This window comes from Glycomyces mayteni, assembly GCF_042428885.1.
GTDB lineage: Bacteria > Actinomycetota > Actinomycetes > Mycobacteriales > Micromonosporaceae > Glycomyces > Glycomyces mayteni.
The window spans coordinates 880546-893559 of the sequence record NZ_JBHMBP010000001.1; the positions used below are offsets into that span (position 1 = coordinate 880546).

Genomic DNA, 13014 nt, shown 5'->3' on the forward strand with positions numbered 1-13014 from the left:
CCCGAGTGTCGAGGGGCTGGAGGGTCGCCCGGCAGGCCGCGGGCTGTCTACACTCGCGCAATGGAGAAACACCGTTCTTCACCTGACCAGGTGACCGCGACCCGGTCGCCCGGCCGCCGCACGTACCTCATGTGCCGCCCCGCCTACTACGCGGTCGAGTACGCCATCAACCCCTGGATGGACACCACCGCCCCCGTCGACGCCGCCCTCGCCTGCGCCCAGTGGGAAGAGCTCGCCGACATCTACACCGCTCTCGGCCACGAGGTCCTCCGCCTCGAACCCGAGCCCGGCCTCCCCGACATGGTCTACGCCGCCAACGGCGCCTTCGTCGTCGACGGCATCGCCTACGGCGCCAGCTTCCGCCACCCCGAACGCCGCCCCGAGGCCGACGCCCACGAGAAGTGGTACCGCACCTCCGGCTGGACCTTCGCCGAACCCGAGCACATCAACGAAGGCGAAGGCGACTTCACCTACCTGCCCGGCCGCGAACTCGTCCTCGCCGGATGGGGCTTCCGCACCGACGCCCGCGCCCACGCCGAAGCCGCCGACGTGTTCGGCCGCCAAGTCGTCTCCCTGCGCCTCGTCGACCCCCGCTACTACCACCTCGACACCGCCCTCGCCCCCCTCGACGACCACAACATCGCCTACTACCCCGGCGCCTTCGCCCCCGGCAGCCGCCTCCTCCTCGAACGACTCTTCCCCGACGCCGTCATCGCCGACGCCGAGGACGCCGCCGGATTCGGCCTCAACTTCGTCTCCGACGGCCGCAACGTCGTCATCAACGCCGAAGCCGAAGCCATGGCCCGCAAAGTCGACGCCGCCGGGTACACGCCCGTCCCCGTCGACCTCTCCGAGCTCAAGAAGGGCGGCGGCTCCGTCAAGTGCTGCACCGCCGAACTCCGCCGGTAGCACCACACCAGCGGCCCTGACCGCAGACAACGCAAAGGGGGCCGGTGCGACAACGAGTCGCACCGGCCCCCTTCGTCAACCTCCAGAAGAACTATCGAGGATGCGGGCCGCGCCCTGCCACGGCAGGCGTCCAACCGCCGCCGCGGCCCGCACCCTGGTCACAGGCCGGGCCCGAACGGCCCTGGCGGACAGGTAACGCCGCGGCCAGCGTCGGCGCCGGACCCACCGGGCCCGGCCACGCCGCGTCCACCGGACCGCGCCCGGCAGGGTCAGGTGAAGGCCGCCCCGCATTGACCGGCGACGACGCCGGACGCGGCGACGGCACCGGAGCCCGCGGGCCCTCGATCGCCCGCACCGCCGGGCGCACCAGCCGCTCCAGGCGGACCGTGTCGCTCATCGGGAGCCGACTCGTCGGATGCCCGCCCGCCTCCGGGAAGAGCGCGCTGGCGAGCGGCGCGGGGACGACGGGGAAGACGCCGCTGGGGGACAGGAGCGGGTTCGGCCGCGGCTGCCGGGGCCGCCCGGCGGGCCGGGCCGTGACCTTGGGGCGGCGGAACGCCCGGGCGAGGAGGGCGTCCACCCGCCACACCCGCTTGGCGTGGCTCGCGGGGAGCCAGAAGTGCCAGCGGTGCGGCTCGGTCGCGCCGGGGCCCTCCAGGACCGTGAAGTTGAGTTCGACGCCGGGACCGGCCGGGTCGGCCGACCAGCGGAGGTTCTCGATCGCCGCGACCGGCGCGTCGAGGCACAGGCGCACGCGGCCGAGCAGCCGCGACTGCCGGGTCACCACCAGGCGCTCGCCTGTGAGCATGAGGACGTGGTCGCCGCTGCCGAGACCGTCGGAGCCGACGCAGCGGCTCAGCAGCGACACCTGGTCGCCGGCCCGGATGTTGCGGCGAAGGAGTGGAACGTGCCGGGACAGCGCGGTCGTGGTCAGGCCCGCTTCGGCCGAACTCGCGAGCATGCTGCGAGAGAAGAGATCCATTTGCTTGTACCCCACCTAGATCCGTGCGCGTCCCGATCGCTCGGGGACGCGCCCTCGAAGTGGGTAACGGCAATCCGCATATGCAGGTTACGGCTGCGAGGTGGCCTTCCCCACATCTCACCCCTTCGGGCGAGCGGGTTCGGCAGGGCGCGGGGTGCTGGGGTAGGGCGGGGATCAGTCGTCAGTCCCGGTCGGAAGCCGTTGGGGCGCTTCGAGGTCCAGTCCGAGTTCCAGTTCGAGGTCGAGGCCCGCGTCGCTCCGGTCGCCGTCCTGCCGGTCGTCGTTCCAGCCGCCGTGGTCCCAGTCGTCCCAGCCGCCGTCCCAATCGTGGTGCCAGTCGCCGTGGTCCCAGTCGTTCCCGGCGTCCCCGCCGTCGTCCTCCTCTTCCCCGCCGGGGGTCTCGCCGGACTCCTCGGGGCCGCACGGGTCCTCGTCGACCGGGACGAGGCGCGGCGGCTCGGACGCTTCCTCGCCGCCCTCCTCGACGGGCGGGCCGGGGGCCTCCTCGGGCTCGCGGTCGTGCTGCTGGACGAGCTCGGCCTGCGGTTCGGCGGCCACGGGCTCGACGCCCTCGCCGGGCTCGGCCAGGCCGCCCGGGACGGGCTCGGCCCCGGCGATGCCCTCGATCTCGCCGGGGGTCGCCGGGGGCTCATCGCCCTCGATGATCACCGTCCCGGACTCGATCTCGACGGGCTCGACGCCGTCGGCGCCCGTGTAGAGCCCGCGCGTGAAGGTCCATCCGACCATCGCGAAGGACGCCACCGTGCCGGCGCTGATCCCCACCAGGGCGAACCAGATCCCCACCGGCCAGCGTCCCCCCTGGTCGCTGCCTCTGCCGTGCACTGCGTGCTCCTTCCCGCCACCCCCGTGCGACGAAACGGCCGTTCAGGGCCGATGATGTCGATGATCGACAGCCCTCGGCTACTCAGTGTCAGACTTCAGTCCCGAATAGTAATCGGGTGAAGGGTGTGACGCGCACCGCCCAGGGCTTTGGGATGCTTGGATGTACCGGAATACGAATATGAGGAGGCATCAATGGGCGACACACAGCGTCCAGCCAAGAAGGCGGTCAAGAGCCGTCCGAAACCCGCCTCGACGAACGAACCACAGTTCGTGCAGCTGCTCTCACCTGAAGGGCGGCGCGTCAAGCATCCCGACTACGACATCGACCTGACCGACGAGGAGTACCGCGGTCTCTACCGCGACCTCGTCATCACCCGCGAACTGGACGCCCAGGGCACCGCCCTCCAGCGCCAGGGGCAGCTCGGCCTGTGGCCGAGCCTCCTCGGCCAGGAGGCCGCCCAGGTCGGCTCCGGCCGGGCCCTGCGGGCCCAGGACACCGTCTTCCCGGCCTACCGGGAGCTCGGCGTCCAGTGGTGCCGCGGCATCGACCTGATCTCGTCGTTCGCGCTGTTCCGCGGCGTCGACCTCGGCGGCCGCGACACGGTCGCCGACCGGTTCAACATGTACGCGATCGTCATCGCCTCGCAGACCCTCCACGCCGCCGGGTACGCCATGGGCGTCGCCATGGACGGCGCGGTCGGCACCGAGGACGGCGAGGCCGTCATCGTCTACCACGGCGACGGCGCCACCAGCGAGGGCGACTTCAACGAGGCGCTCGTGTGGGCCGGGGTGTTCAACTCCCCGCTGGTGTTCTTCTGCCAGAACAACCAGTACGCGATCTCCGAGACCAACGCGCGCCAGTTCCGGCTCCCGCCGTACCGCCGCGCCGAGGGCTTCGGCGTCCCCGGGATCTTCGTGGACGGCAACGACGTCCTCGCGACCTACGCGGTCACCCGGGGCGCGCTCGACCGCGCCCGCGGCGGCGAGGGCCCCAGCCTCGTCGAGGCCTACACCTACCGGATGCAGCCGCACACCACGTCCGACGACGCCACCCGCTACCGCGACGAGGCCGAGCTGGACTTCTGGCGCGCGAAGGACCCGGTCGTCCGCTACCGCAAGTGGCTGGCGGCCGAGGGGCTCGCCGACGAGGCGTACTTCGCAGGCGTCGACACCGAGGCCGGCGAGCAGGTCCGGGCGCTGCGCGCCCGGGTCATGGCGCTGACCGACCCGGAGGTGTCCGAGATGTTCGACAACGTGTACGCCCAGATGCCCGCGGGCATCGCGGCCCAGCGAGCCGAGGCCGTCGAGTTCCAGGCCTCCCTTGAGAACGGGAGCGACGCCCGATGACCACCATGTCCATGATCAAGGGCCTCAACGAGGGCCTCCGCCGCGTGCTCGAAGACCAGCCGAAGTCGCTGGTGATGGGCGAGGACGTGGGCCGCCTCGGCGGCGTGTTCCGCGTGACCGACGGCCTCCAGAAGGACTTCGGCTCCGACCGCATCATCGACACCCCGCTCGCCGAGTCGGGGATCATCGGCACCGCGATCGGCCTCGCCATGCGCGGCTACCGGCCGATCTGCGAGATCCAGTTCGACGGCTTCGTCTACCCCGCGTTCGACCAGCTCGTCTCCCAGCTCGCGAAGATCCCCAACCGCTCCGGCGGCCGCATCCGCCTCCCCGTCGTCGTCCGCATCCCCTACGGCGGCGGCATCGGCGCGATCGAGCACCACTCCGAGTCCCCCGAGGCGTACTTCGCGCACACCGCGGGCCTGAAGGTCGTCACCTGCTCCAACCCCGCCGACGCCTACTGGATGATCCAGCAGGCCGCCGCCGGGGACGACCCGGTGATCTTCTTCGAGCCCAAGCGCCGCTACCACGGGAAGGGCGAGGTCGACACCGAGCAGGCCGGGCTCGACCTGTACCGGGCGCGCACCGTCCGCGAGGGCCGCACCGCGACGCTCATCGCGTACGGCCCCACCGTGGACGTGGCCGAGAACGCCGCCAAGGCCGCCGCCGAGGAGGGCCTCGACCTGGAGGTCCTCGACCTGCGGTCGCTGTCCCCGATCGACTGGGAGCCGCTGTTCGCGTCGGTCCGCAAGACCGGCCGGGCCGTCGTCGTCCACGAGGCCCCCGGGAACGTCGGCATCGGCGCGGAGGTCGCCGCCCGCCTCACCGAGGAGTGCTTCTACTCCCTGGAGGCGCCCGTCCTGCGGGTGACCGGCTACGACGTGCCTTACCCGGCGAGCCGCCTCGAAGACGACTACCTTCCGAACCTGGACCGCGTGCTCGACGCCGTCGACCGGTCCCTGGAGCACTGAGGAGGCGAACATGGGACAGAAGATCACGTTCAACCTGCCCGACCTCGGTGAGGGCCTCACCGAGGGCGAAGTCGCCGCATGGCTCGTGGAGCCCGGCGGCGAGGTCAAGCTCAACCAGCCGTTCGTCGAGGTCGAGACCGCGAAGGCGCTCGTCGAGGTCCCCAGCCCGTACGACGGGGTGCTCGCCGAGCACTGCGCCGAAGCGGGCGCCACCGTGGACGTCGGCAAGCCGCTCGCCACCTTCGAGGTCGAGGGGGTCGACGCGCCGCCCGTGGCCAAGAAGGACGAGCGCACCCCGAACCTCGTGGGCTACGGCGCCCGCGAGGCCGGGTCCAAGCGCCGCAGGCGCAAGAGCGCCCCGGCCGCCGAGACGCCCGCGCCGCCGGCGCGGTCGCTCGCGCCGGTGACCCCGCCGTCGGTGATCGCGCCGTCGTTCACGCCGCCCCCGGTGGAGGCCGCCCCGGTCCCCGCCGCCCCGGCGCCGACGAGCCCGCCGACCGGGCCGGTGCTCGCCAAGCCGCCGGTCCGCAAGCTCGCCAAGGACCTCGGCGTCGACCTCGCGTCGGTCGTGCCGACCGGCCCGAACGGGACGGTCTCGCGCGCCGACGTCGAAGCGGCGGTCGCGGCCCCGGCCCCGGCCGCCCCGCAGCGCCTCGCCGCCGCCGCGGAGGACCAGCGCATCCCCATCAAGGGCGTGCGGAAGCTGACCGCGCAGAACATGGTCGCGTCGGCGTTCACCGCGCCGCACGTCACCGTGTTCCTCACCTGCGACGTCACCGGCATGATGGACACCGTCAAGGAGTTCAAGGCGCGCCGGGAGTTCGCCGACGTCAAGGTCACGCCGCTGCTGTTCGTGGCCAAGGCGGTCCTGCTGGCCGCCCGCCGCCACCCGATGATCAACGCCCGCTGGGACGAGGCCGCCCAGGAGATCGTCGTCAAGCACGACGTGAACCTCGGCATCGCCGCCGCCACCCCGCGCGGCCTGGTCGTCCCGAACGTCAAGGCCGCCCAGGACCTGAGCCTGGTCGAGCTGGCCGACGCCATCGGCTCGCTCGCCCGGACCGCGCGGGAGGGGCGGACCACCCCGGCCGACATGATGGGCGGGACGATCTCGATCTCCAACGTCGGCGTCTTCGGCGTCGACACCGGCACCCCGATCCTGCCTCCGGGCGAGTCGGCGATCCTCGTGTTCGGCGCGGTCCGCCCGCAGCCGTGGGTCCACGAGGGCGAGATCGCCGTGCGCCAGGTGACCACGCTCGGGCTGTCGTTCGACCACCGCCTCATCGACGGGGAGCTCGGTTCGCAGTTCCTCGCCGACGTGGGCGCGTTCCTATCGCACCCTGGGGAAACGCTGCTCGCCTGGACGTGACCAAGCGCACCAGCGAATCGTTGGCGGAACTTACCGTTCGGTGTTGTAATTGAGGCACGGAAACAACGAGGAAACATATCTTCCAAGTTTCCGTGTCTCAGTTCCGAGGAGCTCGCAAGCCGGGCGACGAAGGACCGAAGGGACCGCGAACTTTTCTCCTCCAACTGGTGTGGATGACAGCGCCGAGTCGCCACACCGCGGAGACCCTCTCCAGGGGGTTCTCACACCGGCCGGGCGCCGCGTTTGCCATGAGGGGTGGGCAACCGTGTGCGCCCGGCCTTTTCTCTGCCCTCAGGGCGGATTCCCCTTTTCTCCCGTTCTGCCGCAGGGTCGCGTTTTCCGTGCCCGCTTAACCCTGTCGAGTGATCGTTGGCGCCGCTGCGGTACCGTGTTGCCGTCTGGCGTGCCCCCAAGACGCCAGGCCGGAAGCAGCATTGAGGAGCAGCCGTGACCTCCGAGCAAGGCAACCCGCCAGCAAAGGGCGAGGCCCCTGACGACCAGGGCACTGCCGACCAGGGCGCCGTCGAGAACAGCGCTGCCGAGGGCGGCACCGCTGAAGGCGGTGCGGCCGAGAGCAGCCCGGTCGAAGCGGGAGCCGTCGAGCAGCCCGCGGCCGAGACGGGCCCGGCCGAGCAGGCCGACCCGGCCCCCGCCGAACCGGAGAGTCCCCCCGCCGCGGCCGACGACGCTCCGGCCCCCGCCGCCGAGCCCGACGCCCCGGCCGGGCCGGTCGCCGCCGAGGCCGCGCCCGAGGCGCCGCAGGCGGCCCCTGAGCCCGCACCGGTCGAGGACGGCGCGACGCAGTCCGTCCCGGCGTCCGCCGACGTGGACGCCCCGCCCGCACCGGCGGCCGACGCCCCCGTCCAGGTCTCCCCGCCCGTGTTCGAGGCCCCCGCGGCCCAGACGCCGCCGGGCCCGCAGTTCGACGAGGACGGGACGCAGATCCTGCGCCTGGGCCCGTCGCAGCCGCAGCAGCCGGTGGCCGAACCCGTCGAGGAGAGCACGCAGGTCCTTCCGCCGCAGGGCATCTCGGGCTTCAACGCCCCGGCCCCGTACGGCGAGCAGGCCGCGCCCCAGCCTCCCGCGAACCCGTCGGCGTGGCCCTCGCCCCCGCCGAACCCGCTCGCGAACCAGGGCCAGCCGGGCCCGGCGGCCGTCCCGCCGCCGCCCCCGGTCCAGCCCTACCAGCAGCCGCAGCAGCCGTACCAGCAACAGCCCCCGGCGGCCTACCAGCCGCCCGCGGGCCCGCCGCCGACCCAGTCGGACGACACGCAGAAGCTCATCATCGGCGCGCACAACCCGTACAGCGAGCCGCCGGCCCCGCCGTCGGCGTACGGTTCGCCCGCGCAGCCGTCGCAGCCGCAGGCCGCCCCGCAGTACTCGCAGCCGGGCATGCCGCCCGGCTCGGTCCCGCCACCGGGCCAGTACCCGCCGGCGCCCGCCGCCGCGAGCGGCGGCGGCCGCAAGAAGGGCCTGGTCCCGATCCTCGCCGCCGTGGGCGCGCTGGTCGTGATCGCGGCGGCCGTGGGCGTCTACTTCCTGCTGTTCGCGGCCCCGAAGTTCGAGGAGGGCGGCTGCGTCCGCCACACCTCGGGCGACCAGGCCGAGGCGGTCGACTGCGCCGACGCCGTGGACGGCGAGGACTACGAGATCGTGGACAAGGTCGGCGACGGCCAGGAGTGCGCCGACGCGGGCCGCGAGACCCTCACGGTCGGCGACGACGTCTACTGCCTGAGCCTCCTCGGCGGCGCCGACGAGGGCGACGGCGGCGGCGAGGCCACCGAGTCCCCCGCCGACGAATAACCGCAGCAATAACCCGGCAAACCGGCTGATATCCCGCTTTATGGCGATAAATCCGGTCTAAGGGACCCCTGGCGCAAAAATAGCGCGAGGGTACGACATCACGGCGCGGGCCGGTGGCATCCCACCGGCCCGCGCCGCTGTGTGAGCCTCGTTCACGTCGGGGCCGAGCAGGGGATCGGGGACGCCCGCGCGAGCTAGGCTCGGGCCGTGACCACGTCCTCCAGCGCCTCGTCCTCTTCCGCAGGGTCTTCCGACGCACCGTCGTCCGGCGCACGGCCCTCCGACGCGCGGACCTCCGCCGCCGCGAAGCCCGCCCCGAAGGCGCAGTCGCGCGTCCGCGCGGCCCGGCTCGAAGGCCGCGGCTGGCTCAACACCGGCGGCGCGCGGCTCGACCTCGACAGCCTCAAGGGCAAGATCGTCGTGCTCGACTTCTGGACGTTCTGCTGCATCAACTGCCTCCACGTCCTCGACGAGCTGCGCCCCCTCGAAGCGAAGTACGGCGACGCCGTCGTCGTCATCGGCGTCCACTCCCCGAAGTTCGAGCACGAGCGCGACCCGCAGGCCCTCGCCGCCGCCGTCGAGCGCTACGGCGTCGAGCACCCCGTGCTCGACGACCCCGACCTGAGGACCTGGGACGCCTACGCCGCTCGCGCCTGGCCGACCCTCGTCGTCCTCGACCCCGAGGGCTACGTCGTCTCCACCATGGCCGGCGAAGGCCACGCCGAAGCCCTCGACCGCATCATCGGCGGCCTCGTCGAGACCCACACCGCCAAGGGGACCCTCGACCCCGAGGGCAGCCCCTACGTGGCCGCCGCGCCCGCCGAGACCGCGCTCCGCTTCCCCGGCAAGGCCATCGCGCTCCCCGGCGGCGACGTCCTCGTCAGCGACTCCGCCCGCCACCGCCTCGTGCGCCTCGCACCCGATCTTTCCACTGTCAAGACGGTGATCGGGACGGGCGTGCGCGGTCGCGCCGACGGCCCCGCTCCCGAGTTCAACGAGCCGCAGGGCCTCCTGCTCCTCCCCGAGGACGTGGCCGCCGCAGTCGGGTACGACCTCGTCGTCGCCGACACCGTCAACCACCTCCTGCGCGGCGTCGACCTCGCCTCCGGCACCGCGACCACCGTCGCCGGGACCGGCCGCCAGTGGCGCATGGACACCGGGAGCGACGCCGCCCTCGACGCCGACCTGTCCTCCCCGTGGGACCTCGCCTGGTACGACGGCAAGGTGGTCGTCGCGATGGCCGGGATCCACCAGCTCTGGGCCTTCGACCCCGCCGCCCGCACTGTCGGCGCGTACGCCGGGACCACCGTCGAGTCCCTCAAGGACGGCCCCCTCGACCAGGTGTGGATGGCGCAGCCCTCCGGCCTCGCCGTCGGCCCCGGGCCGGACGGCCGCGAGCGCCTGTGGATCGCCGACTCCGAGACCTCCGCGCTCCGGTACGTCGAGGACGGCGCGATGCGCACCGTCGTCGGCCAGGGCCTGTTCGACTTCGGGCACGTGGATGGCCCCGCCGCAGACGCGCTCATGCAGCACCCCCTCGGCGTCGCCGTCCTCCCCGACGGCCGCGTCGCCGTCGCCGACACCTACAACGGGGCCCTGCGCGCCTACGACCCGCGCACCGGCGAGGTCGCGACCCTCGCGTCCGGGCTCGCCGAACCCAGCGACGTCCTCGCCCTGGGGGACAGGGTGGTCGTCGTCGAGTCCGCCGCGCACCGCCTCGCCGTCCCCGACCTCGGCGAGGCCGCCGTCTCCGGCCGCCACCACCGCGTCACCCGCAAGCGCACGAGGGTCGCGCCCGGCAGGCTCCGCCTCGACGTGCTCTTCGCGCCCGCCGAGGGGCAGAAGCTCGACTACACGTACGGGTCGCCCGTCCAGGTGACCGTGTCCGCCGACCCGCCGCAGCTCCTCGCCGAGGGCGCGGGCCGCACTGAGGACCTCACCCGCGAGCTCGTCCTCGCCGAAGGCATCGAGAAGGGCGTCCTCCAGGTCGTGGCGCAGGCCGCGACCTGCGACGCCGAGGCCGAGCACCCCGCGTGCCACCTCACCCGCCAGGACTGGGGCGTGCCGGTGGAGGTCGCCGGGGACGGGGTGTCGGCGCTCCAGCTCGTGCTGCGATCCTGAATGCGTGCGGGGGGAGCCGCTATTTCCGCCGCCGCGGGTGTGTCATGAATCCGTGCGCGGCTCGCGGCGCAATAGGTTGTTCCGGATCGGACCATCCGCAGGGCACATCAGGGAGGAAGCCGCAGTGATCGCCGACGTCGAGGAGCGCTACGCCGAATACGAGAACTGGCTGGTGCTGAACGCCGCCGACCAGATCGTCACCGTGGGCCGCATGCTGGAGCAGCAGGTCCGCACCCTCGAATACCTCACCCCCGACCACGTCGCCTCGCTCGCCGCCTTCGAACCGGACCTTTCCGGTATTCGGTCGAACGGGTAGTCAAACCAGACCGTTCGGTCGATATTCACCTGTATCGATCGGAGTAACGTCGGCCCGGACGCGGCAGGCGGCGTCCCTCCGGACCGCGGGCAGGTCCCGCACCGGAGCCGGCGCCCCCGACGCGCGAGGGCCGTCCCGGCGCCGGCGCGCCCCCGGGCCGCCCGCGAGGGCGGGAACCCCTGGGGCGGGCCGTCGAACGGGCACTCAACGGGCACTGAGCAATACCTGGCATCACCGCGCCGGGACGGCCCCGGAAACCGCCGCTACGCTGAAAGCGAAGTCGCGTCCCGGCGGCTTAGCGCCGTCGCCCCGCGCTGATACGGTCGATGCGTGGAATCTTTCGAGCGGCCCTTCGGCGACGAGTCCGGCCCGGTCCAAGCCCCGATGCACCCCGCATGGATCCGCATCATGCCGTGCAGCATCGAGCTGTTCCGCACCGTCCCCTCCCTCAACCCGTTCCCCGCGGGATGGTGGGCCGACGCCTTCCCCGAGGACGACATCTGGAACGAGCCCGTCTGGTGCGACCCGGGCGACGTCGACGACTGGATCGCCGAGGCCTCCGAGCACCACCTGGGCGCATCCCCCGAGGTCGTCGAGAAGGAGGCCCGCGAGGAGTACGACCGGGCCACCGCCGAGCGCTCCGAGCGCATCGACACGTTCACCACCCACTGCCGCCGCGCCGGACTGCCCGTCCCCCACACCGTGCGCGACCTCCTCGAATTCCTCCTCGCCCTGGGCCTGTACCGCTCCGAGCAGCGCGAGGGCGCCATGTACGTCGCCCCGCAGCTCTACATCAACCCGTTCGACGTGCTCTCCTTCGACAAGCTCGAAGCGATCGAGGAGGCCGCCGACCAGCGCGGGGACCTCGAAGAGCTCACGGCGATCGCGATCCGCCGCGTCGGCGGCGTCGACTACGAGTTCGACGACGAGGGCCGGTTCGTGCTGCCGGGGAACGCGAAGTCCGCCACGGTGGAGGTCTCGCTCGCGGCGCTCGCCGAGGACGCGGGCGTCCCGGCGCCGGTGATCCGCGGGATGCTCATGGAGCTCGCCGAGGACGGGGACGTCGCGGGCTCGGTCGACCTGGGCGCCGTCCCGGTCGGGGACCAGTTCACGCTCACCGCCTCCGACGACCTGCTCGGCGGGTACCCGAACGACGAGCTGCTGCCGCCCGAGCACGCCTGAGGCGGGCTCCCGGGCCTCCCGCGGGAGGTGATCGCCGACGCAGTCTCGTTCACTGCCAGTTCACCTGTTCGCCGCCCGTCGTGCACCTCCATGGCGAACCATGAGGGCAGGACACGTTAACGGCGGTTGACGATCGGTGATAGGAGCACGCGTGACCGTGAACGAGACTGGTACGAGGGCCAAGGCGCCCATCGCGGGCCTGGCCCCGCAGGGCCGGACGGCCTCACCCGTCGCCACCGAGACCGTCATCGAGCTCAAGGGCGTGGGCGTGCACTACGGGAAGGCGCACGCGGTCCGCGACGTCTCCCTGCCGGTGGCCCGGAACCAGATCACCGCGATGATCGGCCCCTCGGGCTGCGGCAAGTCCACGGTCCTGCGGTCGATCAACCGCATGAACGACCTCATCCCGGGCGCGAAGGTCACCGGCGGGATCACCTTCCACGGCAAGGACATCTACGGCTCCGGGGTCGACCCGATCGCCGTGCGCCGCCACATCGGCATGGTGTTCCAGAAGGCCAACCCGTTCCCGAAGTCGATCTTCGACAACGTCGCGTACGGCCTGCGGATCAACGGCATGAAGGACAACCTCGCCGACCGGGTCGAGCAGGCCCTGCGCGGCGCGGCCCTGTGGGACGAGGTCAAGGACAACCTGAAGAAGAGCGCCCTGGCGCTCTCGGGCGGCCAGCAGCAGCGCCTGTGCATCGCGCGCGCGATCGCCGTGCAGCCGGAGGTCCTGCTCATGGACGAGCCGTGCTCGGCGCTCGACCCGATCGCGACGGCCCGCATCGAGGAGCTCATGAACGAGCTCGTCAAGGACTACACGATCGTCATCGTCACGCACAACATGCAGCAGGCGGCGCGCGTCTCGGACGCGACGGCGTTCTACTCCGCGGACGTGGACGACGCGGGCGAGCGGTTCGGCTTCCTCGTCGAGTTCGACGAGACGCAGCGGCTGTTCTCCAACCCGTCCGACTCCCGCACCGAGGACTACATTACCGGCCGCTTCGGCTAGGCGGTCCTCCACGCTTCACGGCGGCGCGGCCCAGCGGGGTCGCGCCGCCGTTCCGCGTTCTCCGGGCGGCACGGCAGGGAAGCGCCCCGGGGACGCGGACGGGGGCGGCCCGCAGGCCGCCCCCGTCCGTCTTGCCAGTGACTAGATCATCTTGCCGGT

11 protein-coding genes are annotated in these 13014 nt (G+C 72.5%); 9 read left to right on the plus strand and 2 right to left on the minus strand.

The window, feature by feature from the left end; genetic code table 11:
- The first annotated feature begins 60 nt into the window (after positions 1-60).
- Complete coding sequence (ddaH, locus tag ACFFXY_RS04190; protein WP_382346141.1) at positions 61-909, plus strand: dimethylargininase; 849 nt, start codon at positions 61-63, stop codon at positions 907-909.
- Between the two features lie 91 nt (positions 910-1000).
- Here the strand turns inward: ddaH and ACFFXY_RS04195 are convergent, their stop codons facing one another.
- On the minus strand, positions 1001-1870 hold the full coding sequence (locus ACFFXY_RS04195) for a hypothetical protein (RefSeq protein WP_382346143.1): 870 nt from the start codon (positions 1868-1870) through the stop codon (positions 1001-1003).
- A 195-nt stretch (positions 1871-2065) separates the two neighbouring features.
- Positions 2066-2734 carry a hypothetical protein gene (locus ACFFXY_RS04200; RefSeq protein ID WP_382346145.1) on the minus strand — a complete coding sequence of 223 codons (669 nt, stop codon included), beginning with the start codon at positions 2732-2734 and terminating at the stop codon, positions 2066-2068.
- Between the two features lie 192 nt (positions 2735-2926).
- On the opposite strand from ACFFXY_RS04200, the gene ACFFXY_RS04205 reads away from it, so the two are divergent.
- From ACFFXY_RS04205 to pstB, 8 genes are all read left to right on the plus strand, one after another.
- Complete coding sequence (locus ACFFXY_RS04205; RefSeq protein ID WP_382346147.1) at positions 2927-4081, plus strand: thiamine pyrophosphate-dependent dehydrogenase E1 component subunit alpha; 1155 nt, start codon at positions 2927-2929, stop codon at positions 4079-4081.
- Positions 4078-5052, plus strand: a complete 975-nt coding sequence (locus ACFFXY_RS04210; RefSeq protein ID WP_382346149.1) for an alpha-ketoacid dehydrogenase subunit beta — start codon at positions 4078-4080, stop codon at positions 5050-5052. The genes ACFFXY_RS04205 and ACFFXY_RS04210 overlap by 4 nt, the downstream gene beginning before the upstream one ends.
- 10 nt (positions 5053-5062) lie before the next feature.
- A complete protein-coding gene (locus ACFFXY_RS04215) occupies positions 5063-6421 on the plus strand; it encodes a dihydrolipoamide acetyltransferase family protein (RefSeq protein ID WP_382346151.1) in 1359 nt (452 codons plus the stop codon).
- Between the two features lie 447 nt (positions 6422-6868).
- Positions 6869-8224 carry a hypothetical protein gene (locus ACFFXY_RS04220; protein ID WP_382346153.1) on the plus strand — a complete coding sequence of 452 codons (1356 nt, stop codon included), beginning with the start codon at positions 6869-6871 and terminating at the stop codon, positions 8222-8224.
- 207 nt (positions 8225-8431) lie between these two features.
- Positions 8432-10345 carry an NHL domain-containing thioredoxin family protein gene (locus ACFFXY_RS04225; protein WP_382346155.1) on the plus strand — a complete coding sequence of 638 codons (1914 nt, stop codon included), beginning with the start codon at positions 8432-8434 and terminating at the stop codon, positions 10343-10345.
- A gap of 124 nt (positions 10346-10469) precedes the next feature.
- Positions 10470-10661, plus strand: a complete 192-nt coding sequence (locus ACFFXY_RS04230) for a hypothetical protein (RefSeq protein WP_382346157.1) — start codon at positions 10470-10472, stop codon at positions 10659-10661.
- A 330-nt stretch (positions 10662-10991) separates the two neighbouring features.
- Positions 10992-11843 (plus strand): DUF6042 family protein, encoded by an 852-nt coding sequence (locus tag ACFFXY_RS04235; RefSeq protein WP_382346159.1) that lies wholly within the window; start codon positions 10992-10994, stop codon positions 11841-11843.
- Positions 11844-11994: 151 nt separating this feature from the next.
- Positions 11995-12855 (plus strand): phosphate ABC transporter ATP-binding protein PstB, encoded by an 861-nt coding sequence (gene pstB, locus ACFFXY_RS04240; protein ID WP_382346161.1) that lies wholly within the window; start codon positions 11995-11997, stop codon positions 12853-12855.
- Positions 12856-13014 lie beyond the last annotated feature (159 nt).